This is a genomic window from Pseudomonas sp. MD330_10, assembly GCF_042610415.1.
Classification (GTDB): domain Bacteria; phylum Pseudomonadota; class Gammaproteobacteria; order Pseudomonadales; family Pseudomonadaceae; genus Aquipseudomonas; species Aquipseudomonas rhodesiae.
In genome coordinates this window covers 89,529-112,562 of the sequence record NZ_JBHGZU010000001.1, presented here as the reverse complement: position 1 = coordinate 112,562, position 23,034 = coordinate 89,529, and the positions used below count along the sequence as shown (strand labels likewise).

The following is a 23,034-nucleotide window of genomic DNA, read 5'->3' as shown; positions in this document are numbered from 1 at the left end:
GTGCCGCTTACCCACAGGGCTTAATCCAAAGATTCTCGCCATTCACCCTGGATTTCGCCCATGGCGTAGCCACACCTATCTTCCGATTGGAGCCGATGACCTCATTGGGAGACCTATTGTGGGAAAACCACAGCGCAGTTAATAATAGCGATTATCATTAACCTACCTACGCGCCCTATGCCTCTTCCTTCTCACACGGCAGCCGTCCAGCACATCTACGAGCAACACCACACGTGGCTGCGCGGATGGCTCAAAGGCAAACTAAATAACGCCTGTGATGCGGCCGATGTGGCCCACGATACGTTCGTGCGCATCTTGGGTGGACGACACGCCTCCCAGATTCTGGAACCGCGTGATTATCTGGCAACCATCGCCAGGGGCCTGGTGATTGATCGTTATCGCCGAAGTGCCGTCGAACAGGCCTATAAGGAGGCCCTGGCTGATCGTCCTGAGATCACCGTCGTTAGTGAGGAGGACAAAGCGCTCATAATCGAGACATTAGTCGCTGTGGATAAAGCCCTGCACGCGCTTGGCGGGCGTGCACGAACAATCTTCATGCTGTCCCAGATCGATGGGCTGACTTATCAACAGATCGCCGATCAACTGCAGGTTTCGCTCACAACGGTGAAAAAACACATGATCCGAGCGTTTACCGAGTGTTCATTGATCATGGCCAGTTCCTGATGGCCGCCCCCGATCGCGACACCTTTGAAGCCGCCGCCACTTGGTATGTGCAATTTCAGTCTCAAGCTCCCACACCCGCCGAACACCATGCCTGGCAGCAATGGTTGAGCCGCGACCCTTCCCATCTGGCCGCTTGGAACCAGCTCGAACAACTGCAACGTAGTCTGGGCGGGTTACCTCAGGACGTCACTCGGCGTGCGCTGTCGACGACTCAACAACGCCGGCAAGTACTTAAATGGATGCTGGTGCTTGGCGGTGGGGGTTATCTCGGTTGGAATCTTCAGCAACACAGTGGCGTGGGAACGTTGTTGGCCGACTACCGCACGCCGATTGGCAAACATCAACGTATCCAGTTGGCCGACGGCACCCGAATCGAACTCAACACTCGCTCAGCAATCGATGTGATATTCGACGAACGGCAGCGGCTCATTCGTCTGCGCGAGGGTGAGGTACTTATCCACACCGGCAGGTTGGCGGCGCAGCTACCCTTCTATGTTGAAACTCGCCAAGGTCGGGTTCAGGCATTGGGCACCCGCTTTACCGTACGTCAGTTGGCCGATTCCACTCGCGTTGGAGTGTTGGAGGATCGCGTACAGGTGTCACCCGTAGACAATCCCTCCTCTGGTCAACTCCTTAAGGCGGGGCAGAGCGCCGACTTTGATCGGCTTAATGTCGGCCCGATCCATCCCTTCACCGCAACTCAGGCCGCCTGGGTCGACGGCCAATTAATCGTGCTGGATGCGCGGCTTGGCGATGTAATCGACGAGTTGTCACGCTATCGGTCCGGTGTCCTGCAATGCGATGCCATCTCTGCCCGTCTGCGCGTATCCGGGACGTTCCGTCTGGACGCCACCGATGCAGTACTGACCAACCTGCAAGCCACCTTGCCTATCCAGGTGAAATATTTCACCCGCTATTGGGTTTCGATAACGCCAATCGGTTGATCAAAAATAATTCACCAGGAGGGTTACCTTTTTTTCACTTGGCGCGGCCCTAAAGGTAATTACGACAATACCTTCAGGGTTTATCCGCCAATGCGCCTCCCCATCCAGCTACGCCAGCGACTTTCCTGCCATGGCATGACCTATGGTCTGCTGATTGCCACTGCCACCGCAGCCAGTACCCTGTTTGCCACCGGCGTCTTGGCCGCCAGTATGGTGCAGCATTACGCCGTTGCGGCCGGTCCGCTGGACAGGGCATTAAGCCAATTTGCGGCCAGCGCGAATGTGATCTTGTCTTTTTCGCCGGAGCAGACCGCACGGCTGACGACACCTGGGCTCGAGGGCGACTACTCGATTGATCAGGGGTTCGCTTTGCTGCTGCAAAGCACTGGGTTGTCGGCGGTCGCCCAAGCTCCTGGCAGCTACGTATTGCAGGTCGCTCCCGCAGACCAACTCACGCTTGCGCCGACGACGGTGAGTACTTATCAACAGGATGGGTTCAACCGGGATATCGCTGGGGATGTGGGCTACAAGGCGCAGAACAGTCGGATCGGTACCAAAACCAGTACGCCCTTGTCGGAAACACCGCGTTCAGTCTCGGTTGTCACCGGTCAGCGCATCAAGGATCAGAAGGCGCAAAGCCTGACGGAAGTGTTGGGGTACGTGCCGGGCATCTTCGCGCCACCCTTTGCCGCCGGCGACAGTCTGGCAGGCGACCTGTTTTTCATCCGCGGTTTCAACGCCACTGACTACGGCTACGGTCTGCTGCGAGATGGCCTACGCGTGCAAGGCAATCGATACGACACCACCAGCGAGCCTTACGGCCTAGAGCGCGTTGAAGTTTTCCGCGGTCCCTCCTCCCTGCTCTATGGCGAAAACGCGCCGGGCGGCCTGGTGAATCTGGTGAGCAAACATCCGACGGCCACGCCCCAAGGTGAGGTGCAACTGGGGTATGGCTCCAATAATCGCCGCCAGTTGGGTGTGGATATCTCGGGCCCGCTCAACGGTAATGACAACGTCCTCGGCAGGCTGGTGATGCTGGGGCGAAAATCCGATACGCAAACCGACCATGTACCGGATGACCGGCTCTATCTTGCGCCGTCCTTGACGCTCAACTTCGACGATTACAACACCCTGACCCTGCTGGCCAATTACCAGAAGGATCACACCAACCTGGAACTCGGCCTTCCGGCTGCGGGAACTCTGCTTACCAACCCTAACGGCAAGTTATCCAAACACACGATGCTGGGTAACCCGGACTGGAACACCTTCGAACGTGAAGCCTGGAGCACTGGCTACGAATTCAGTCACAGCTTTAACGACGACTGGCAGTTCAGGCAGAACTCCCGTTACATGCAGTCGCGCATCAACCGCCATGAAACCTGGCCCAGCGCCCTGAACAATCGCGGCTTTGGCACGCAACTGAACATGACCGCCTACGATCGCTATAACAAATCAATGGTTTACTCCCTGGATAACCAACTGGAGGGCAAATTCCGACTCGGCGATTTGGAAAATACCGTGCTGTTGGGCGCCAGCTACGACCGTACCTCGTTCAACCAAGATTGGGACGCAGGGTTTGCGGGGACCATTAATGTGTATAACCCCGTGTACCTGCGCGATCCACTAACCCCCATCGCGGTACAAAACACCCTGCTTGAGCAACAAATGAAAGGGGTTTATGCACAGGTACAGAGCAAATACGAGCACTGGTTGTTCTTACTCGGCGGTCGTCAGGACTGGGTGGACAGCGAATTCCGCGACAAGGTGAACAAGGCCAGCAACACCCAGGCGGAAGACCGCAAATTCACCTATCAGGGCGGAGTCATGTACCAGTTCGACAACGGCCTGACGCCGTATGTCAGCTATTCCACCGCGTTCGTCCCTGTACAGCAGATCTCCAACGCTGGCTCACCGTTGAAACCGATCACCAGCAGCCAATACGAAGTGGGCGTTAAATACGAACCGCTCGGCTGGGACACGGCGATGACGCTGTCGGTGTATGACCTACGTAAACAGGACGACACCTACCTCGACGCCACCACCAACAGCTATCGGCAGGTAGGTGAAAGTCGCGCCAAAGGTGTGGAAGTGGAGGTCAACAGTAACCTCACGCAGAATCTCAATGTGACGGCAGCCTATACCTGCACCGATGCGCGTATTACCAAGGATTCGGCCACGTCTTTGGTCGAAGGGCATCAGATGACGGGCGTCCCGCGCAACCAGGCTTCCGTGTGGAGCAAGTATCGCTTCCTCGACGGTCAGCTTAAGGGGCTCTCCCTAGCTGGGGGTGTTCGCTATTTCGACAGTACTTTTTCCTACACCGCGCCGACGTTGTACGGCAAATTGGACGCAGGAAGCGTCACATTGGTGGATGCCGCGGTTGGTTACCAGATTGATAAACACTGGTCTGTGGATCTGAATGCGAAAAACCTGTTCGACAAGGAATATGTGTCCGGTTGCAACGATGCGGGGCGTTGCTACTGGGGTGACAGCCGTACCTTGCTCGGTACGGTGTCTTACAACTGGTGACCAGGTCGTGGATAACCGGTTATTTGCCGATGCAGAAGCTGGAGAAGATCCGCCCAAGTAAATCATCGGAGCTGAAGGCGCCGGTGATTTCCCCCAAAAGCTGCTGAGCCTGTCTCAAGTCTTCGGCCAGCAGCTCCCCTGCTCCTGCCAAGGTCAATTGTGCGCGTCCGTGCTCCAGGGCCGCGCTGGCCTGACGCAGCGCTTCAAGGTGCCGACGGCGAGCGCTGAAGCTGCTTTCCGAGGTCTGTTCGTAGCCCATGCAGGCTTTGAGGTGATCGCGCAGCAGCTCCAAGCCTTCCCCTGCCGATTTGGCGCTCAGACTGAGGGTGACATGGCCATCTTCGCTGGTTTGCAGAGCGATCGCTTCTCCCGTCAAGTCGGCTTTGTTACGGATCAACGTGACCTTGGCCGGATCCGGCCGCTGCTCCAGAAACTCCGGCCATAGGGCAAAAGGATCCACAGCCTCCGGTGCCGTGGCGTCCACGACCAAAAGTACGCGATCAGCTTCACCGATGGCCTTGAGTGCTCGCTCAACGCCAATTTTTTCGACCTGGTCATCGGTATCACGCAAACCAGCCGTATCGACGACGTGCAACGGCATGCCATCGATGTGGATATGTTCGCGCAGGATATCTCGGGTCGTGCCGGCGATCTCAGTCACGATGGCCGCTTCCCGACCTGCCAACGCGTTGAGCAGGCTGGATTTACCGGCGTTGGGACGACCGGCGATCACCACCGTCATGCCGTCACGTAGCAATGCCCCCTGACCCGCCTCACGCAGAACTGTGGATAACTCGTCGCGGACTTTGTCCAGCATCGCCAACACGTGGCCATCGGCAAGAAAATCGATTTCTTCCTCCGGGAAATCAATCGCCGCCTCAACGTAGATACGCAGACCGATCAACTGTTCCGTGAGGTTATGCACACGCAAAGAAAATGCGCCTTGAAGCGAGCGCAGCGCATTGCGCGCCGCCTGTGCAGAACTGGCCTCAATCAAATCCGCGATAGCTTCGGCCTGGGCCAGGTCCAACTTGTCATTCAAGAACGCTCGCTCGCTGAATTCCCCTGGCCGAGCCAGACGGCAACCCAATTGCAGACAGCGCTGCAGCAGCATATCCAACACAACCGGGCCGCCGTGTCCCTGCAGTTCCAGAACGTCTTCACCGGTGAATGAATTTGGGCCAGGAAAATACAGCGCCAGTCCTTCGTCCAACACCTCGTTCTCGGCATCCAGGAACGGGCCGTAATGCGCGTATCGGGGCTTCAGGTCTCGCCCGCTGATGGCCTTGGCGGCTACGCCAGCAAGCGGCCCGGAAATACGAACGATACCGACACCACCACGACCTTGAGCGGTAGCGACAGCAGCGATGGTTTCACGAGGAGCGCTCATCAACAGGTTCCAGAACAAATGTGACGGAAAGCAAAACGCCCCACTAGGGGGCGTCTTGAGTGGTTATCCACAGAGTAATTACGCCGCGGCTTTTTGGGTAGCCGCTTCGATTTTACGTGTGATGTACCACTGTTGAGTAATCGACAACACGTTGTTGACCACCCAGTACAGCACCAGACCCGCCGGGAACCACAGGAAGAAGAAGGTGAAGATGATCGGCATCATTTTCATCACCTTGGCCTGCATCGGATCCGGAGGCGTTGGGTTCAGACGCTGCTGGATAAACATGGTCGCGCCCATGATGATCGGCAGGATAAAGAACGGGTCTTTGATCGACAGGTCAGTTATCCACAGCATGAACGGCGCCTGACGCATTTCCACGCTTTCCAGGAGTACCCAGTACAGCGATAGGAATACCGGCATCTGTACGAGAATCGGCAAGCATCCACCCAGCGGGTTGATCTTTTCTTTCTTGTACAGCTCCATCATGGCCTGCGACATTTTCTGCCGGTCATCACCATGTTGCTCTTTCAATGCAGCCAGCTTCGGCGCCACGGCACGCATGCGCGCCATCGACTTGTAGCTGGCGGCCGACAGAGGGAAGAAGATGCCCTTGATCAGCATGGTCAGGAAGATGATCGACCAGCCCCAGTTACCGACGATGCTGTGGATATGTTGCAACAACCAGAAAATCGGTTGGGCAATGAACCACAGAATGCCGTAGTCCACAGTCAATTCCAGGCCTGGGGACAACTCTTTGAGCACAGCCTGGCTTTTCGGGCCGGCATACAGAGTCGCGCTGGTTTCGCCAGTGGCACCTGGCGCGACGGTCAACGACGGGCCGGTGTAGCCAATGATGTAGTTACCCTTGGAGTCCTTGCGTGCCAGAACCACGTTATTCTGGCCTGGCTGTGGAATCCACGCGGTCACGAAATAGTGCTGCAACCAGGCAACCCAACCGCCGTTCACGTTGTAGGTGATGGCTGGCTTGGTTTTGTCTTCGCTCACCTTGTCCATGTCTTTCATGGACACTTTTTTGTACGGTTCCGAACTTGTCCACAGGGCGGCGCCCAGGTAAGTCGCGGTGCCCGTTGCTGTACTGGACGAAGGATCGGAGCTGGCGTCGCGCTTGAGTTGCGCGAACATGGCGCCGTTCCAAGGCTGAGCGCTTTGGTTGTCGATCAGGTAGGTGACAACGATGTCGTACAGACCACGCTTGAGCGTGAACCGCTTGATGTAGTTGACGCCATCCTTGCTGAACTTCAGGTCTACGACCAATTGGTCCTGACCGTCAGCCAGTTGATAACTTTTCTTCTCCGAAGAGAAAACCGGACGACCGGCTTGGCTTGCATCGGGACCGTTGGTACCGATCAGACCGCTTTGAGCCTGGTAAATACGCTCGCCACCGTTATCGAACAGCTGGAAAGGGATTTCCGGATGGTCTTGGCGGCGTGGATACAGCGGCAGGGTCAGCTTGGCTACGTCACCACCTTGTGGGTCGACTGCCAGGTCCAACACATCCGTTTTGATCTGGATGAGGTCGGTGCTTGCTGCAACTGGAACTTCGGCGGGCGCTTTGGCTTCGCCTGCTGCGCGTGGAATGTCATCACTGGCGGCAGCGTTAGTGCCACTTGCCGTGTCGGGAAGTCCCGCAGGTGCAGTGTTGACGGCAACATTCTGAGTCGGCAGGGCAGCTTGGCCATAGTCTTGGTTCCACTTAAGAACCATAACGTAGGACACGATTGCCAGGGCGACGATCAGGATCGTGCGTTTAATATCCATGATTACTCGGCCATCGAAGAAGAACGGGAGGTGGGGACAGGTGGAACCGGGTCATAACCACCGGGATTCCACGGATGACAGCGACCTAAACGACGAAAGGTCAGCCAGCCACCGCGCAGAAGACCATGATTTTCTATGGCCTCTAACGCGTAGCAGGAACAACTGGGGTAGAAACGACAGTGATTGGCCATCAGAGGACTAATGGCGTAGCGGTAAAACTGGATCGGAACGAGGGCCAGTTTACGCATCGTTGCTGTCTACCCCTACAGTTTCGGGGCTGGCTGGAGGTGCTGGCTTGTGGGTACGCGCCAAACGTTTCCAGAGCTTGCCGAAATGCTGAATCAATTCGGGGTTTTCTACATCCCCCAAGCCTTTACGCGCGACGATAACAATATCCCAACCAACCAGGGTGTCCTGGTGGAGGCGAAACGATTCGCGCATCAGACGCTTGAGGCGATTGCGCTCAACGGAGAGCTTTACGCTCTTTTTGCCGATCACCAACCCGAGACGGGGGTGATCCAGATCGTTGTTACGCGCAAGGAGCAGGAGATTTTTCCCCGGAACCTTGCCGGTGGGGGAGTCAAAGACTGCCTTGAAATGCCGGGGAGTTAGCAGACGCTTTTCCCGACTGAAGTCCTGACTCACCACCAGTGCCGGATTATCAAACTGCCAGACGCGCACGACCTTTGGCGCGGCGACGCGACAGGACGGCACGACCGTTCTTGGTAGCCATGCGGGCACGGAAGCCGTGGGTACGGGCGCGTTTGATGGTGCTGGGTTGGAAAGTACGTTTCATGGCGTTGTTACCTGGTTCGTCACAACGGGCCGGAATGGCCCCCGTTTTAAGAGACCGGCGATTCTAGAGAAAGCAAGCCTCTAGGTCAATTTCCAACCAGCTATTCCTTTAATTAGATCTGAATACGGTAGCGTCGCTGTTTTCACCGTTCAGACACTCATCAGCACGAACCTAGATATAGAAATAAAGAAGGAAGTTATTTAAAGCCTTTCTGTAAAGCTTATAAAAGCTATGCAGTCCATCCTCTGTGGATAACTGCCTCAAGCCCTTATTCCACTTGATGTACAGAGAATGACAACACAGGGGAGAAACGGTGTTCTGCCTGTGCTGCGCTATCGGATAAGCTGTGGGTGGAATGGCATGTTATCCACAGGTCAGTTACCCACAGACTTTCGGACCTACTTGTGCAACGAGCTCAGGTACGCTTATCCACAGAGCTTATGCACAGACCATCGGTCGGCTTTTTCAAGGTTAAGGCATTGATTTTGGCTGGGGTGTCAGCAAGCTACATGTGGATAAGTGGACAGCTGATCGCTACAATGGCGGCTGTTTTTGCCTCACCGGCTTTCAACTTAGGGGATATCCGTGTCAGTGGAACTTTGGCAGCAGTGCGTGGAGCTTTTGCGCGATGAGCTGCCTGCCCAGCAATTCAACACCTGGATCCGTCCGCTACAGGTCGAAGCCGAAGGCGACGAGTTGCGTGTCTACGCGCCCAATCGGTTTGTGCTCGACTGGGTCAACGAGAAGTACCTGAGCCGTGTTCTCGAATTGCTCGACGAACATGGCAATGGTCTCGCACCAGTGCTCTCCTTATTAATAGGCAGCAAACGTAGCTCCGCGCCTCGCGCTGCACCTAATGCACCGCTGGCGGCTGCGGCGTCTCAAGCTCAGGCGGCGACCGCACCGGCTGCCCCGGCGCCTTCCGCTGCGCCGACGCCCTCCAAATCTTCAACGCAAAAAAATGCGCCGGAGCATGAAGAGCCGTCCCGCGATAGCTTCGACCCGATGGCAGGAGCCAGTTCCCAGCAGGCCCCTGTTCGTGCCGAGCAGCGCACTGTGCAGGTCGAAGGTGCGCTCAAGCACACCAGTTACCTGAACCGCACATTCACCTTTGAAAACTTCGTCGAAGGTAAATCCAACCAGCTTGCGCGCGCCGCTGCCTGGCAGGTCGCCGACAACCCCAAGCATGGTTACAACCCGCTCTTCCTTTATGGTGGCGTTGGCTTGGGTAAGACCCACTTGATGCACGCTGTGGGTAACCATCTATTAAAGAAGAATCCGAATGCCAAGGTCGTATACCTGCACTCGGAGCGCTTCGTGGCTGATATGGTCAAGGCCTTGCAGCTCAACGCTATCAACGAATTCAAGCGTTTCTATCGCTCTGTTGATGCCTTGCTGATCGATGACATTCAATTCTTCGCCCGCAAGGAACGTTCCCAGGAAGAGTTTTTCCACACGTTCAACGCTCTGCTCGAAGGCGGCCAGCAGGTTATTCTGACCAGCGACCGTTATCCGAAGGAAATCGAAGGTCTGGAAGAACGCTTGAAGTCCCGCTTCGGCTGGGGCTTGACGGTTGCTGTAGAGCCGCCCGAGCTTGAAACCCGCGTCGCGATCCTGATGAAAAAGGCCGACCAGGCCAAGGTCGAGCTTCCCCACGATGCGGCGTTCTTTATCGCCCAACGCATCCGCTCCAACGTGCGGGAGCTGGAAGGTGCACTCAAACGGGTAATTGCCCACTCGCATTTTATGGGCCGCGATATCACGATTGAGCTGATTCGCGAATCTCTGAAAGACCTGCTGGCTCTGCAAGACAAGCTGGTGAGTGTGGATAACATCCAGCGCACTGTGGCCGAGTACTACAAGATCAAGATTTCCGACCTGCTGTCCAAGCGTCGTTCGCGCTCGGTAGCGCGTCCGCGTCAGGTGGCCATGGCCCTTTCCAAGGAATTGACCAACCATAGCCTGCCGGAAATCGGTGATGTATTTGGTGGTCGCGACCACACCACGGTCTTGCACGCGTGCCGCAAGATCAACGAACTTAAGGAATCCGACGCGGATATTCGCGAGGACTACAAGAACCTGCTGCGTACACTGACTACGTGATGACACCAGCGCAGCTTATTAAGGCAAGGGACTAGACCATGCATTTCACCATTCAACGCGAAGCCCTGTTGAAACCCCTGCAACTGGTCGCAGGCGTCGTCGAGCGCCGTCAGACCTTGCCGGTACTCTCTAACGTATTGCTGGTGGTCGAAGGCCAGCAATTGTCCTTGACCGGTACCGACCTGGAAGTCGAGTTGGTGGGCCGTGTGCAGTTGGAAGAGCCTGCTGAACCGGGCGAGATCACCGTACCGGCGCGCAAGTTGATGGATATCTGCAAAAGCCTGCCGAACGATGCGCTGATCGACATCAAGGTTGATGAACAGAAGCTGGTGGTAAAAGCTGGCCGTAGCCGTTTCACCCTGTCCACGCTGCCGGCCAATGATTTCCCGACCGTCGAAGAAGGTCCCGGCTCGCTGACGTGCAGCCTGGAACAGAGCAGACTGCGCCGTTTGATCGAACGCACCAGCTTCGCCATGGCCCAGCAGGATGTGCGGTATTACCTAAATGGCATGTTGCTGGAGGTATCCGAAGGCGTCATCCGCGCGGTCGCTACCGACGGTCACCGCTTGGCGATGTGCTCGATGCGCGCCGATATCGGTCAGCCCGATCGTCATCAAGTCATCGTGCCACGCAAAGGTATTCTTGAGCTGGCACGCCTGCTCACTGAGCCGGACGGCAATGTGAGCATCGTTTTGGGCCAGCATCACATCCGCGCCACTACGGGCGAATTCACGTTCACCTCCAAGTTGGTTGATGGCAAGTTCCCGGATTACGAGCGTGTATTGCCTAAAGGTGGCGACAAGCTGGTGATCGGCGATCGCCAGGCGCTGCGCGAAGCGTTCAGTCGTACTGCCATTCTGTCCAACGAAAAGTACCGTGGTATCCGTCTGCAATTGGCCAATGGTCAGCTGAAGATCCAGGCTAACAACCCAGAACAGGAAGAAGCGGAAGAAGAAGTGGGCGTCGACTACAACGGCGGCTCGCTGGAAATCGGCTTCAACGTGAGCTACCTCTTGGACGTGCTGGGTGTGATGACCACCGAACAGATTCGCCTGATTCTGTCGGACTCCAACAGCAGCGCGCTGGTGCAGGAATCCGATAACGACGACTCGGCTTACGTTGTCATGCCGATGCGCCTGTAACCATGCTCAGCAGAAGCTAGATGTCCCTCAGTCGCGTCTCGGTCACCGCGGTGCGCAATCTGCACCCGGTGACCTTCTCCCCCTCCCCCCGCATCAATATCCTCCACGGCGCCAATGGCAGTGGCAAAACCAGTGTGCTGGAAGCCATTCATTTGTTGGGGCTCGCGCGTTCTTTTCGCAGTGCTCGTCTTTTACCGGTTATTCAATACGAACAGTTGGCTTGCACCGTGTTTGGCCAGGTCGAACTGGCTGAGGGTGGGCACAGCAGTTTGGGAATATCCCGTGATCGCGGGGGAGAGTTTCAGATCCGTATAGATGGGCAAAATGCTCGTAGCGCGGCTCAGTTGGCCGAAATTCTGCCGCTGCAGCTGATCAATCCGGATAGCTTCCGGCTACTGGAAGGTGCGCCAAAAATACGCAGGCAATTCCTCGATTGGGGAGTGTTCCACGTGGAACCGCGATTTATGGCCACATGGCAGCGCCTGCAGAAGGCCCTGCGGCAGCGGAACTCGTGGCTGCGGCATGGTACACTTGACGCCGCTTCGCAAGCGGCCTGGGACCGTGAACTGTGCCTGGCCAGCGACGAAATAGATGAATACCGCCGTGCCTACATCAAAGCCTTGAAACCAGTCTTTGAACAGACCTTGAGAGAGTTACTGGATCTCGAAGGGCTGACGCTGAGCTACTACCGTGGTTGGGACAAAGAGCGTGAACTCAGTGCAGTTCTCGCCACGTCCTTGCAGCGGGATCAGCAGATTGGTCACACCCAGGCCGGCCCTCAACGGGCTGATTTGCGTCTTAGATTAGGCGCTCATAATGCCGCGGACATCTTGTCCCGCGGTCAGCAAAAGTTGGTGGTGTGCGCTTTGCGTATCGCCCAGGGCCACTTGGTGAGCCAGGCCCGGCGCGGTCAGTGTATTTATCTGGTGGATGACCTGCCGTCCGAACTTGACGAGCAACATCGCCGCTCGTTATGCCGCTTGTTGGAAGACTTACGCTGCCAAGTGTTTATCACTTGTGTAGACCACGAATTATTGAGGGAAGGCTGGCAGACGGAAACGCCAGTCGCTTTGTTCCACGTGGAACAAGGCCGTATCACCCAGACCCACGACCATCGGGAGTGAAGGCATGAGCGAAGAAAACACGTACGACTCGACCAGCATTAAAGTGCTGAAAGGTTTGGATGCCGTACGCAAACGTCCCGGTATGTACATTGGCGACACTGATGACGGTAGCGGTCTGCACCACATGGTGTTCGAGGTGGTCGACAACTCCATCGACGAAGCTCTGGCCGGTCACTGCGACGACATCAGCATCATCATCCATCCGGATGAGTCCATCACCGTGCGCGACAACGGTCGTGGCATCCCGGTAGATGTGCATAAAGAAGAAGGCGTATCTGCGGCAGAGGTCATCATGACCGTGCTCCACGCCGGCGGCAAATTCGACGACAACTCCTATAAAGTATCCGGCGGATTGCACGGCGTAGGTGTTTCGGTAGTGAACGCTTTGTCTGAAGAGCTGATCCTGACCGTACGTCGTAGCGGCAAGATCTGGGAGCAGACCTATGTGCACGGTGTGCCTCAAGCGCCTATGGCCATTGTGGGAGACAGCGAAACCACGGGCACCCAAATTCACTTCAAGGCTTCCAGCGAGACCTTCAAGAATATTCATTTCAGCTGGGACATTCTGGCCAAACGCATCCGTGAACTGTCTTTCCTTAACTCCGGTGTAGGTATCGTCCTCAAAGACGAGCGCAGCGGTAAGGAAGAACTGTTCAAGTACGAAGGCGGTTTGCGTGCGTTCGTTGAGTACCTGAACACCAACAAGACGCCGGTCAACCAGGTGTTCCACTTCAACATCCAGCGTGAAGACGGCATCGGCGTGGAAATCGCCCTGCAATGGAACGACAGCTTCAACGAGAACCTGTTGTGCTTCACCAACAACATTCCGCAGCGCGACGGGGGTACTCACCTTGTGGGTTTCCGTTCGGCGCTGACGCGTAACCTTAATACCTACATCGAAGCCGAAGGCTTGGCCAAGAAGCATAAAGTCGCCACTACGGGTGACGATGCACGCGAAGGTCTGACGGCGATCATCTCGGTGAAAGTGCCGGACCCTAAGTTCAGCTCCCAGACCAAAGACAAGCTGGTGTCTTCTGAAGTGAAGACCGCTGTGGAACAGGAGATGGGTAAATACTTCTCCGACTTCCTGCTGGAGAACCCGAACGAAGCCAAGCTGGTTGTCGGCAAGATGATCGATGCCGCTCGCGCGCGTGAAGCGGCGCGTAAGGCTCGTGAGATGACCCGTCGTAAAGGCGCGCTGGATATTGCCGGCCTGCCGGGCAAATTGGCGGACTGCCAAGAGAAAGACCCTGCCCTCTCCGAACTGTACCTGGTGGAAGGTGACTCTGCTGGCGGTTCCGCCAAGCAGGGTCGTAACCGCCGTACCCAAGCCATCCTGCCGTTGAAAGGTAAGATCCTCAACGTTGAGAAGGCGCGCTTCGACAAGATGATTTCCTCTCAGGAAGTCGGCACCTTGATCACGGCGTTGGGCTGCGGTATTGGCCGCGAAGAGTACAACATCGACAAATTGCGTTATCACAACATCATCATCATGACCGATGCTGACGTCGACGGTTCGCACATTCGTACCCTTCTGCTGACGTTCTTCTTCCGTCAATTGCCAGAGCTGATCGAGCGTGGCTACATCTACATCGCTCAGCCACCGTTGTACAAAGTGAAAAAAGGCAAGCAAGAGCAATACATCAAAGACGACGACGCCATGGAAGAATACATGACGCAGTCGGCCCTGGAAGATGCCAGCCTGCACTTGAATGACGAAGCGCCAGGCATTTCCGGTGAAGCGTTGGAGCGCCTGGTTAACGACTTCCGAATGGTGATGAAGACCCTCAAGCGCCTGTCGCGCCTGTACCCGCAGGAGTTGACCGAGCACTTCATCTACTTGCCGGCCGTTAGCCTGGAACAGTTGAGCGACCACGCAGCAATGCAAGATTGGCTGGCTCAGTATGAAGTGCGTCTGCGCACCGTTGAGAAATCCGGCCTGGTCTACAAGGCCAGCCTGCGTGAAGACCGTGAGCGTAATGTCTGGCTGCCAGAGGTCGAGCTGATCTCCCACGGCCTGTCGAACTACGTTACTTTCAACCGCGACTTCTTCGGCAGCAATGATTACAAGACCGTGGTGACCCTGGGCGCACAACTAAGCACCCTGCTCGACGACGGTGCTTACATCCAGCGTGGCGAGCGTAAGAAACAGGTTAAGGAATTCAAAGAAGCCCTTGACTGGCTGATGGCCGAAAGCACCAAGCGCCACACCATTCAGCGATACAAAGGTCTGGGCGAAATGAACCCCGATCAATTGTGGGAAACCACCATGGATCCAAGCCAGCGTCGTATGCTGCGCGTGACCATCGAAGACGCGATTGGCGCGGATCAGATCTTCAACACCCTCATGGGTGATGCGGTCGAACCTCGTCGTGACTTCATCGAAAGCAACGCCTTGGCAGTTTCTAACTTGGATTTCTAAGTTCGATTAACGCGCCAAAAACAAGAAAGGCCAACGCTCTGCGTTGGCCTTTTTTATTGTTGGATGACCAGTTTTGCAAATGCTCCACGTGGAACATCGGCCTACTTAACCCGCCGAGCTGGTAGGAACACTTTCCAAGCGATAGCCATATCCATAAATGGTTAACAGCTGCCATCCCCTATCGGCAGTCAGTCCCAGCTTATTACGCAGTCGATAGATATGCGTATCTAGCGGCCGAGACGAGACCATTTCTTCGTGCGTCCAGAATCGCTCATAAAGGTATTCGCGAGACAGCGGACGCGCCAGATTGGCGAACAGGCAGCTGGCCAATCGGTACTCGCGCTCGGTGAGGTTGATCGGTTTTCCTGCGCGGGTGACTGTCAGTTCAGCATCGTCAAAAGTCAGGTCGTTGAAACTTTGCAGTTCATGGGTCGTGGATTTTTGCAGGCCATGGCGGCGAAGAACCGCGCTGACACGCGCCTTCAATTCATTCGGGCGAAACGGTTTGCTGACATAGTCATCGGCACCGCTGTTCAACGCCGTGACAATATCGCTTTCAGCGTCACGGCTGGTCAGCATGATGACCGCAGGGGGCGCATCCATGTGTTCGCGTGTCCAGCGCAGCAGTGCGATACCGGTGATGTCTGGCAACTGCCAGTCGAGTATCAGTAGATCAAAGGTTTCTCGACGTAACTGGCGTAGCAGGTCTTCACCCCGCTCGAAACAATGCAGGGTCCAAGGCTGTTCAGTGGTACCAGGGATTTGTCGCAGTGTCTGTTCCACCCGGCGCAATTCCGCGGGTTCGTCATCCAGTATTGCGACACGCATGGGTGGGTCCTTTCATTGAAGAGTACGGCAGCCGTCAGCCTGATCAAGGCACGTACTGCGCAGATGCCGGCCGTTGAATCTGAAGAATTGTGCTCAGAAACGGCGCTCCCTGGATCTCTCGGTAGGCTGAAGTCCATGAGCGGTTAACATGGAAATCCTCGCTACTCAGGTAGGGAAGATACCGACTCCCGATAGTAAGGAAAAGGATCAGCCGACGCATGAGCTGTCGTAGACTCCTGTCCGAGTTACCGCCAAATAATCCCATCGTGCTCAATTCGCCACGGGCAATGCCTTCATGAACTTCAAGCAGGAAACATCCTCCAGCGGGTCGAAAATGAGCTTCACTGGGGTCAAGGCGTGTGTGCCTATCCAGCCACTGCTTAGATACGGTGACCTATGATGCTTTGGGGCAAGGCTGAAAAACGCCAACCGACCCACGCCCAGCGGTTGTTTCATGGCCTGGTGCGCGAATGGGTGTGGATTGGCTTGCTGCTGCTGCCTATGACGGCCTACCTGTCGGTGAGTTCGGGGTTGGCGCTGAATAACTCCTTCTATGACACTTTTCGCCGCCTCACTCCTCTACCGGTGGATCCGCGCGTATTGCTGGTGACCATCGACGAACCGAGCCTCAAGAAACTGGGGCCGTGGCCATGGTCACGCAGCGTGCACGCCGATTTGATTGACCGCCTCAACGCTGCACAACCGGAAGGAGTTCTGTTGGATGTCATCTTCAGCGAACCTGAAGAACCTGCGAGCGACAAGCGCCTGTCTGACGCCTTATGTAACGCCGGCAATGTAGTGCTGCCGTTGGTTCGCGAAGGCTCTTCTCGCTACAGCCAGGCCGACGCGCAAATGTTGCCCCTGCTTAAATGTGCCAAAGGGCTGGGCCATATCAACGTAGAAGCCGACCCTGATGGCGTGGTGCGCAGTCTGTACCTACGTGAGGGACCTGCCGGTGCCACCGTCCCGCAGTTGGCCTGGTTGGCTTATGAAATGGGCAGGGAGCCGAACCCGATGCCGGGCACCCCGCAGGCGTCGATATCGCAACGTTGGCAGCGCGAGTATGGGGTTCGTGTCCCCGTTATTGCGTCTGATACCCGGTTTCCCAGCGTCTCTTATGTCAGCGTATTGCATGGTGAGGTACCACCTGAAATGCTGCATGGCCGCCTGATTTTGGTGGGGGCGATGGACTCAGGCCTGGGCGATTATTTTTTCAGCCCGCTCTCCTCCGCTGTCGGCGCCACGGCCGGGTTGGACATCCAGGCCAACGTTCTCAATGCCTTGCTCCAGGGACGCAGCATCGTGGATCTGCCAGGATGGCTGGCGGCGCTGCTAGCGACGAGTCTTGTGGCGGTGCTGCTGGGCCTGCTGCTTCATCGTCCCCGCTATGCCCTGTGGATGACCGTGGGCTGCATGCTCACGGCGTTGCTTATCGCTTTGGGGTTACTGCGGTTGGGTCACTGGTGGTCCCCCGCCGCGTGTTTGATCGGTTTGCTGCTCAGCTACCTGATCTGGAATTGGCGTCGCCTGAGTGTGATCCTGGCCTATTTCGGTTGGGAACTGGCGCGTCTGGATAACGAGCCCAAGGTGCTTCCCGAACGTCGCCGCGCACCCGCCAGCCGTGGTGATGTGTTGCAAGCACGCATTTTTGCCTTGGAACAGGCCGTCAGCCGCACGCGGGACACCCGCCGTTTTATGGCTGATGGGTTGGAATGCCTGCCGGTGGCCACGCTGATTACCGACCCCCGCGGCAATATTCTGTTGGCTAACCGCATTGCCCGTGAGGTGTTCGGTAATGACCTGGTCGCCGAAAACCTGCTGGAGCAACTTGCCGATCTGGGCTATCCACCGCTGCACAATGGCGTGCGCCCCGCCCTGTCGGCGTTGGAATTGGTGGAGTTTCGCGACATCCATCAACGCAGTCTGCGCATGGAGCTTGCCCCGTTGCTACCGGCTGAAGGGGACATCGCCCTCGGCTGGCTGCTGAGCCTCACCGACCTGAGCAAAGAGCGCGAGGCCCAGCAGCATCGAGAAACCATGCTGCGGTTCCTGTCCCATGACCTGCGTGCGCCCCACTCGGCCATCCTCGCGTTACTGGATGTGCACAGCGGTGAGTCGCCGGTGTTTGCCCAGGTCGAACAACAAGTTCGACGTGCGCTGAGCCTCACGGAGTCATTTGTGCAGTTGGCGAAAGCTGAGGCCGACGGCTATCAATTCCAGCCGACTTTGTTCGCCATGTTGGTGATGGATGCCTTCGACCAAGTGGCAGTGATCGCCCAGCTCAAAGGCATACACCTGGTTCATGATCTGGATGAGACTGACGAAGGCATGGTGTCAGCCGACCAATCGCTGCTGACGCGTGCGTTGTTTAACGTGCTGGAGAATGCCGTCAAATACTCACCTTCCGGGACTACCGTCAGGTTGAGTCACGCCAGTGAGCAGGGCTGGTTGGAATGCCGGATCAGCGACCAGGGCCCAGGTATAGCACCAGAGGATTTGCCGGAGCTGTTCAGCCAGTACCGGCGCTTTGATTCTGCACAGGGCAGCGAAGGGCTGGGGTTGGGGCTGACGATGGTTAAAGCGGTGGTTGAGCGCCACAGAGGCCGGATCGACTGCGAAAGTACACTGGGCAAAGGCACCGCCTTCAGCCTACGTTTGCCCCTTTTGGATGAATGAGTAACGGCTTTTTCACAGGCACAAAAAAACCGGTCATCAGGACCGGTTTTTTATAGCTGGAAAAACTTATGCACGGTTTTGGTGATTTTATTCTTTTTTTGAATATTCAATAAAATCAGCTAGTTATGTTGAAAAAAGAGCCATTTGCCAACAATCCGTGCACAGGTTATCCACAGAACTTCAAACGACGGGCGTGTCCACCACCACCGGCTCCGGAGGCAGTGAGCCCATGGCCCGTTGCTGCGCTTCATTCCACGCCTGAGCACGGTCGTTCAGCGCTGCAATAGCCCTTGGGCCCTCTCCTTCGGCGTACATCGGTTCGCCAATCACCACAGTGATCGTGCCTTCGCGTTTGGCCCAGCCAGTTTTTGGCCAGAATTTGCCGGCGTTATGGGCAATCGGCAATACCGGCAGATTGGCGTTGACCGCCAAAGCCGTCCCGCCACGGGAGAACTTGCCCACAGTGCCGTAGGGTACTCGTGTGCCTTCGGGGAAGATCAGTACCCACACACCATCTTTGAGTAGCTCATCGCCCTTCTTGGCAACGTGCTTGAGCGCGGCTTTGGGGTTGTCTCGATCAATCGCGATCGGCCGCAACATGGCCATGGCCCAACCGAAGAACGGAACATACAGCAGCTCGCGCTTGAGCACCTGGCTCAGGGGCGAAAAGTATGCCGAGAGAAAGAACGTTTCCCAGGTGCTCTGATGGTTCGACAGAATCACGCAAGGCTGCTGCGGGACGTTTTCCGCGCCCTTGACCTCGAAACGGATATTCAGGAATACCTTGGCCAACCACAAAGCGCAGCGGCACCAGTAGACGTTGATAAAGCGATAGCGCGCCTTGAACGGCAGGAACGGCGCAATAAAAAAGCTCAGGGTGCACCAGAGAAACGAACTGGTGCCCAGCAGCAGGTAAAAGAAAAAGGTTCTGATGGCCTGCAAGATCGACATGGCGGCATTTACCGTTGCGGGACACGGCCCGCCTGTTGAACAGCGCACTCCCGAACAATCCTTGGTCAGGAAGTCGAGGGCGGCTAGTTGTTGATAAGTTCTGCGGCAACTGCCGCCAGATCGTCAAAAATCAAAGTGCCTACCGGCAGGTTTTTCGCCTGGGTCTTTTCGCCTTTCCCGGTCTTTACCAAAACTGGCTGAGAGTCGACGGCCTTGGCCGCCTCCAGGTCACCGAGGCTGTCTCCGACGAACCATATCCCAGCCAATGGCACGTTGTAATGTTCTGCAATGGTTTTCAACATGCCCGGCTTGGGTTTGCGGCAATCGCAGCCCTCGTCCGGTCCATGGGGGCAGTACACCACCAACCCCACCTCACCGCCCTGCTCGGCCACCAACGTGCGCAAGCGCGCGTGCATGGCGTCCAGGGTTGCGAGGTCATAGTAGCCACGGGCAATGCCGGACTGGTTGGTGGCGACGGCCACCGTCCAGCCGGCTTTGCTCAACTGCGCAATGGCCTCGATCGAGCCGGGCAGTGGAATCCACTCCTCCACCGACTTGATGTAAGCGTCGGAGTCGTAATTGATCACCCCGTCCCGATCGAGAATCAGCAGTTTCAGCATGGTCAGCTCAGGGTCGAAATATCGGCGATATTGACGAACAAGCCGCGCAGACGCGCGAGCATGGCGTAGCGGTTTTTCCGTACACCGGCATCTTCGGCATTGATCATCACCGCTTCGAAGAACGCATCCACCGGCTCACGCAAGGTAGCCAGGCGCGCCAGTGCTTCGGCGTAATTGCGTTCTGCAATCAGCGGTTTCACCGCATTCTCGGCCTTGGCGATGGCCGAGTTCAGCGAGAACTCCTTGGCATCGGCAAACAGGCCAGGGTCGACGTCGGCATTGCCCAGGCCTTCGGCCTTGCTCAGCAGGTTCGACACACGCTTGTTCACGGCCGCCAGTGCGTCGGCTTCCGGCAACTTGCGGAACGCCTGCACGGCTTGTACGCGCTGGTCGAAGTCCAGTGCCGAGCCCGGTTGCAGAGCGCGAACCGACAGGTACACCGACACGTCCACGCCCTCGTCTTCGTAACGCGCACGCAGACGGTCGAACACGAATTCCAGCACTTGTTCAGCCAGGCCGGCCTGCTTGACCTTGCCGCCGAACTGGCCGACCGCGAACACCACGGCCTGGGTCAGGTCGAGGTCGAGCTTCTTGTCGATCAGAATGCGCAGCACGCCCAAGGCCGCACGGCGCAGGGCATAGGGGTCTTTGCTACCGGTCGGCAGCATGCCGATACCGAAGATGCCGACCAGGGTGTCCAGCTTATCGGCGATGGCCACGGCCGCGCCGGTCAGGGTGGACGGCAACTCGGCGCCGGCACCGCGCGGCATGTACTGCTCGTTCAGCGCCAAAGCCACGTCGTTCGGCTCGCCGTCGTTGAGGGCGTAGTAGTAACCGGCGACGCCTTGCATCTCGGGGAACTCACCGACCATCTCGGTGGCCAGGTCGCACTTGGACAGCAAGCCCGCACGCGCGGCCCAGGCGGCATCACCGCCAATGCGCGGTGCAATGTAAGCGGCCAGTTTCGAAACCCGGACGGCCTTGTCATAGACACTGCCGAGTTTTTCCTGGAACACCACGTTCTGCAGGCGCAGGTTGAAGTCTTCCAGCTTCTGCTTCTTGTCTTGCTTGAAGAAGAACTCGGCGTCGGTCAGGCGCGGGCGAACGACTTTCTCGTTACCGGCGATGATCTGCTGCGGGTCCTTGCTCTCGATGTTGGCCACGGTGATAAAGCGCGGCAGCAACTTGCCATCCATGTCCAGCAGGCAGAAATACTTCTGGTTGTCCTGCATGGTGGTGATCAGGGCTTCCTGCGGCACGTCGAGGAAGCGCTCTTCGAACGAGCACACCAACGGCACCGGCCATTCAACCAGCGCGGTTACTTCGTCGAGCAGGTTCGGCGGCACGATGGCGGTGCCTTCCTGCAGGCGGGCCAGCTCTTCGGTGCGCTTGCTGATCAGTTCACGACGTTCATTGGCATCGGCCAATACGTAAGCGCCGCGCAGGTCACTGAGGTAATTGGCCGGCGAGGTGATGCGCACGCTTTGCGGATGATGGAAACGGTGACCGCGGGAGTCGCGGCCAGCCTTCTGGGCGAGGATGGTGCAGTCGATGACTTGGTCACCGAGCAGCATCACCAGCCACTGGGTCGGACGCACGAACTCTTCCTTGCGCGCGCCCCAGCGCATGCGCTTGGGAATCGGGAGGTCGTTCAGGGAGTCTTCGACAATGGTCGGCAACAGGCTGGCGGTCGGCTTGCCGGTAATCACCTGGCTAAAGCGCAGTTTCGGACCACTTTGATCGATGTCGCTCAGCTCGACGCCACATTTTTTGGCAAAGCCAAGGGCGGCCTGGGTCGGGTTACCTTCGGCGTCGAACGCGGCCTGGCGCGGCGGGCCGTCGAGGTTTATGCTGCGGTCCGGCTGTTGGGTTTCCAGCGCGGTCAGCAACACCGCCAGGCGGCGCGGCGCGGCGTAGACTTTTTTCGCTTCAAACTTCAAACCTGCGGTCTGCAGGCCTTTTTCGATCCCGGCCAGGAACGCATCGGCCAGGGTATTGAGTGCCTTGGGTGGCAGCTCTTCGGTGCCCAGTTCAACCAGGAAATCTTGAGCACTCATTGTGCAGCCTCCAGCTTAGCCAACACTTCATCACGCAGGTCCGGGGTTGCCATCGGGAAGCCCAGCTTGGCGCGTGCCAGCAGGTAGGCTTGGGCGACGGAACGCGCCAGGGTGCGTACACGCAGGATGTATTGCTGACGCGCGGTCACCGAGATGGCGCGGCGGGCGTCCAGCAGGTTGAAGGTATGGGAAGCCTTCAACACCATTTCATAGCTCGGCAACGGCAGCGGCTGATCCAACTCGATCAGGCGCTTGGCTTCGCTTTCATAGAAATCGAACAGTTCGAACAGCTTGTCGACATTGGCGTGTTCGAAGTTATAGGTCGACTGCTCCACTTCGTTCTGGTGGAACACGTCGCCATAGGTGACTTTGCCGAACGGGCCGTCAGCCCATACCAGGTCGTAGACCGAGTCCACACCTTGCAGGTACATCGCCAGGCGTTCCAGGCCGTAGGTGATTTCGCCGGTCACCGGGTAGCACTCGATGCCGCCGGCCTGCTGGAAGTACGTGAATTGCGTCACTTCCATACCGTTGAGCCAGACTTCCCAGCCCAGACCCCAGGCGCCCAGGGTCGGCGATTCCCAGTTGTCTTCGACGAAACGGATGTCGTGTACCAGAGGGTCCAGGCCCACATGCTTGAGCGAGCCCAGGTACAGTTCCTGGAAATTGTCCGGGTTGGGCTTCAATACCACCTGGAACTGGTAGTAGTGCTGCAGACGGTTCGGGTTTTCGCCGTAGCGGCCGTCAGTCGGGCGGCGACTGGGCTGCACATAAGCGGCGTTCCAGGTTTCCGGGCCGATGGCCCGTAGGAATGTTGCGGTGTGGAAAGTGCCGGCGCCTACTTCCATATCGTAGGGCTGAAGTACCACACAACCTTGCTCGGCCCAGTATTGCTGGAGGGCGAGGATCAAGTCTTGGAAGGTACGCACGGCTGGCGTAGGCTGGCTCACGAAATTCACCTGTTACTTGGGCTGCGATTTAAAGAG

At 57.1% G+C, this 23,034-nt stretch carries 18 protein-coding genes; 8 read left to right on the top strand and 10 right to left on the bottom strand.

All coding sequences use genetic code 11. The features are described from left to right. Positions 1-177: 177 nt before the first annotated feature. From ACFZPT_RS00535 to ACFZPT_RS00525, 3 genes are all read left to right on the top strand, one after another. Positions 178-684, top strand: coding sequence for a sigma-70 family RNA polymerase sigma factor (locus ACFZPT_RS00535; protein ID WP_034101614.1), 507 nt, complete (start codon positions 178-180; stop codon positions 682-684). Then, positions 684-1,628: a FecR domain-containing protein gene (locus ACFZPT_RS00530; RefSeq protein WP_034115590.1), complete on the top strand. Its 945-nt coding sequence runs from the start codon at positions 684-686 to the stop codon at positions 1,626-1,628. The genes ACFZPT_RS00535 and ACFZPT_RS00530 overlap by 1 nt, the downstream gene beginning before the upstream one ends. 90 nt (positions 1,629-1,718) lie before the next feature. Further along, the gene (locus tag ACFZPT_RS00525; RefSeq protein WP_099312967.1) at positions 1,719-4,157 is read left to right on the top strand and encodes a TonB-dependent siderophore receptor; all 2,439 of its coding nucleotides are present in this window, start codon (positions 1,719-1,721) and stop codon (positions 4,155-4,157) included. Positions 4,158-4,176: 19 nt separating this feature from the next. Here ACFZPT_RS00525 and mnmE read toward each other — a convergent pair whose 3' ends face one another. From mnmE to rpmH, 5 genes are all read right to left on the bottom strand, one after another. Beyond that, positions 4,177-5,547: a tRNA uridine-5-carboxymethylaminomethyl(34) synthesis GTPase MnmE gene (gene mnmE / locus ACFZPT_RS00520; RefSeq protein WP_034101618.1), complete on the bottom strand. Its 1,371-nt coding sequence runs from the start codon at positions 5,545-5,547 to the stop codon at positions 4,177-4,179. 78 nt (positions 5,548-5,625) lie between these two features. Continuing rightward, on the bottom strand, positions 5,626-7,329 hold the full coding sequence (gene yidC / locus ACFZPT_RS00515; RefSeq protein WP_034115592.1) for a membrane protein insertase YidC: 1,704 nt from the start codon (positions 7,327-7,329) through the stop codon (positions 5,626-5,628). Between the two features lie 2 nt (positions 7,330-7,331). Then, complete coding sequence (gene yidD / locus ACFZPT_RS00510; RefSeq protein ID WP_080758814.1) at positions 7,332-7,577, bottom strand: membrane protein insertion efficiency factor YidD; 246 nt, start codon at positions 7,575-7,577, stop codon at positions 7,332-7,334. Continuing rightward, positions 7,570-7,974, bottom strand: coding sequence for a ribonuclease P protein component (gene rnpA, locus ACFZPT_RS00505; protein WP_198712244.1), 405 nt, complete (start codon positions 7,972-7,974; stop codon positions 7,570-7,572). The genes yidD and rnpA overlap by 8 nt, the downstream gene beginning before the upstream one ends. Before the next feature lie 16 nt (positions 7,975-7,990). Continuing rightward, a complete protein-coding gene (gene rpmH / locus ACFZPT_RS00500; RefSeq protein WP_003213577.1) occupies positions 7,991-8,125 on the bottom strand; it encodes a 50S ribosomal protein L34 in 135 nt (44 codons plus the stop codon). A gap of 585 nt (positions 8,126-8,710) precedes the next feature. On the opposite strand from rpmH, the gene dnaA reads away from it, so the two are divergent. From dnaA to gyrB, 4 genes are read left to right on the top strand one after another with little or no spacing between them, the layout of a single operon-like run. Next, complete coding sequence (gene dnaA / locus ACFZPT_RS00495; RefSeq protein WP_034101621.1) at positions 8,711-10,228, top strand: chromosomal replication initiator protein DnaA; 1,518 nt, start codon at positions 8,711-8,713, stop codon at positions 10,226-10,228. A 38-nt stretch (positions 10,229-10,266) separates the two neighbouring features. Further along, entirely contained in the window at positions 10,267-11,370 is a 1,104-nt protein-coding gene (gene dnaN, locus ACFZPT_RS00490; protein ID WP_099312968.1) for a DNA polymerase III subunit beta, read from the top strand. A 20-nt stretch (positions 11,371-11,390) separates the two neighbouring features. After that, complete coding sequence (gene recF / locus ACFZPT_RS00485; protein ID WP_034101623.1) at positions 11,391-12,494, top strand: DNA replication/repair protein RecF; 1,104 nt, start codon at positions 11,391-11,393, stop codon at positions 12,492-12,494. Positions 12,495-12,498: 4 nt separating this feature from the next. Beyond that, positions 12,499-14,916 carry a DNA topoisomerase (ATP-hydrolyzing) subunit B gene (gene gyrB / locus ACFZPT_RS00480; protein WP_034101625.1) on the top strand — a complete coding sequence of 806 codons (2,418 nt, stop codon included), beginning with the start codon at positions 12,499-12,501 and terminating at the stop codon, positions 14,914-14,916. A 105-nt stretch (positions 14,917-15,021) separates the two neighbouring features. Here gyrB and ACFZPT_RS00475 read toward each other — a convergent pair whose 3' ends face one another. After that, positions 15,022-15,744, bottom strand: a complete 723-nt coding sequence (locus ACFZPT_RS00475) for a response regulator transcription factor (protein WP_034111079.1) — start codon at positions 15,742-15,744, stop codon at positions 15,022-15,024. Between the two features lie 396 nt (positions 15,745-16,140). Here ACFZPT_RS00475 and ACFZPT_RS00470 point away from each other — a divergent pair, with 396 nt between their 5' ends. Beyond that, the gene (locus tag ACFZPT_RS00470; RefSeq protein ID WP_047882302.1) at positions 16,141-18,420 is read left to right on the top strand and encodes a CHASE2 domain-containing protein; all 2,280 of its coding nucleotides are present in this window, start codon (positions 16,141-16,143) and stop codon (positions 18,418-18,420) included. Positions 18,421-18,600: 180 nt separating this feature from the next. Here ACFZPT_RS00470 and ACFZPT_RS00465 read toward each other — a convergent pair whose 3' ends face one another. From ACFZPT_RS00465 to glyQ, 4 genes are all read right to left on the bottom strand, one after another. Further along, positions 18,601-19,371: a 1-acyl-sn-glycerol-3-phosphate acyltransferase gene (locus tag ACFZPT_RS00465; protein ID WP_034101628.1), complete on the bottom strand. Its 771-nt coding sequence runs from the start codon at positions 19,369-19,371 to the stop codon at positions 18,601-18,603. Between the two features lie 83 nt (positions 19,372-19,454). Beyond that, entirely contained in the window at positions 19,455-19,991 is a 537-nt protein-coding gene (gene gmhB / locus ACFZPT_RS00460) for a D-glycero-beta-D-manno-heptose 1,7-bisphosphate 7-phosphatase (RefSeq protein WP_167389864.1), read from the bottom strand. Between the two features lie 2 nt (positions 19,992-19,993). Continuing rightward, on the bottom strand, positions 19,994-22,048 hold the full coding sequence (gene glyS, locus ACFZPT_RS00455) for a glycine--tRNA ligase subunit beta (protein WP_034101629.1): 2,055 nt from the start codon (positions 22,046-22,048) through the stop codon (positions 19,994-19,996). Further along, a complete protein-coding gene (glyQ, locus tag ACFZPT_RS00450; protein ID WP_003187265.1) occupies positions 22,045-22,998 on the bottom strand; it encodes a glycine--tRNA ligase subunit alpha in 954 nt (317 codons plus the stop codon). The genes glyS and glyQ overlap by 4 nt, the downstream gene beginning before the upstream one ends. Between the last annotated feature and the right edge of the window lie 36 nt (positions 22,999-23,034).

Excerpts from the sequence above, each read along its gene's own strand:
- ACFZPT_RS00535 (WP_034101614.1), top strand. The coding sequence starts at position 178 with ATGCCTCTTCCTTCTCACACGGCAGCCGTCCAGCACATCTACGAGCAA.
- ACFZPT_RS00530 (WP_034115590.1), top strand. The coding sequence starts at position 684 with ATGGCCGCCCCCGATCGCGACACCTTTGAAGCCGCCGCCACTTGGTAT.
- ACFZPT_RS00525 (WP_099312967.1), top strand. The coding sequence starts at position 1,719 with ATGCGCCTCCCCATCCAGCTACGCCAGCGACTTTCCTGCCATGGCATG.
- mnmE (WP_034101618.1), bottom strand. The coding sequence starts at position 5,547 with ATGAGCGCTCCTCGTGAAACCATCGCTGCTGTCGCTACCGCTCAAGGT.
- yidC (WP_034115592.1), bottom strand. The coding sequence starts at position 7,329 with ATGGATATTAAACGCACGATCCTGATCGTCGCCCTGGCAATCGTGTCC.
- yidD (WP_080758814.1), bottom strand. The coding sequence starts at position 7,577 with ATGCGTAAACTGGCCCTCGTTCCGATCCAGTTTTACCGCTACGCCATT.
- rpmH (WP_003213577.1), bottom strand. The coding sequence starts at position 8,125 with ATGAAACGTACTTTCCAACCCAGCACCATCAAACGCGCCCGTACCCAC.
- dnaN (WP_099312968.1), top strand. The coding sequence starts at position 10,267 with ATGCATTTCACCATTCAACGCGAAGCCCTGTTGAAACCCCTGCAACTG.
- recF (WP_034101623.1), top strand. The coding sequence starts at position 11,391 with ATGTCCCTCAGTCGCGTCTCGGTCACCGCGGTGCGCAATCTGCACCCG.
- gyrB (WP_034101625.1), top strand. The coding sequence starts at position 12,499 with ATGAGCGAAGAAAACACGTACGACTCGACCAGCATTAAAGTGCTGAAA.
- ACFZPT_RS00475 (WP_034111079.1), bottom strand. The coding sequence starts at position 15,744 with ATGCGTGTCGCAATACTGGATGACGAACCCGCGGAATTGCGCCGGGTG.
- ACFZPT_RS00470 (WP_047882302.1), top strand. The coding sequence starts at position 16,141 with ATGATGCTTTGGGGCAAGGCTGAAAAACGCCAACCGACCCACGCCCAG.
- ACFZPT_RS00465 (WP_034101628.1), bottom strand. The coding sequence starts at position 19,371 with ATGTCGATCTTGCAGGCCATCAGAACCTTTTTCTTTTACCTGCTGCTG.
- gmhB (WP_167389864.1), bottom strand. The coding sequence starts at position 19,991 with ATGCTGAAACTGCTGATTCTCGATCGGGACGGGGTGATCAATTACGAC.
- glyS (WP_034101629.1), bottom strand. The coding sequence starts at position 22,048 with ATGAGTGCTCAAGATTTCCTGGTTGAACTGGGCACCGAAGAGCTGCCA.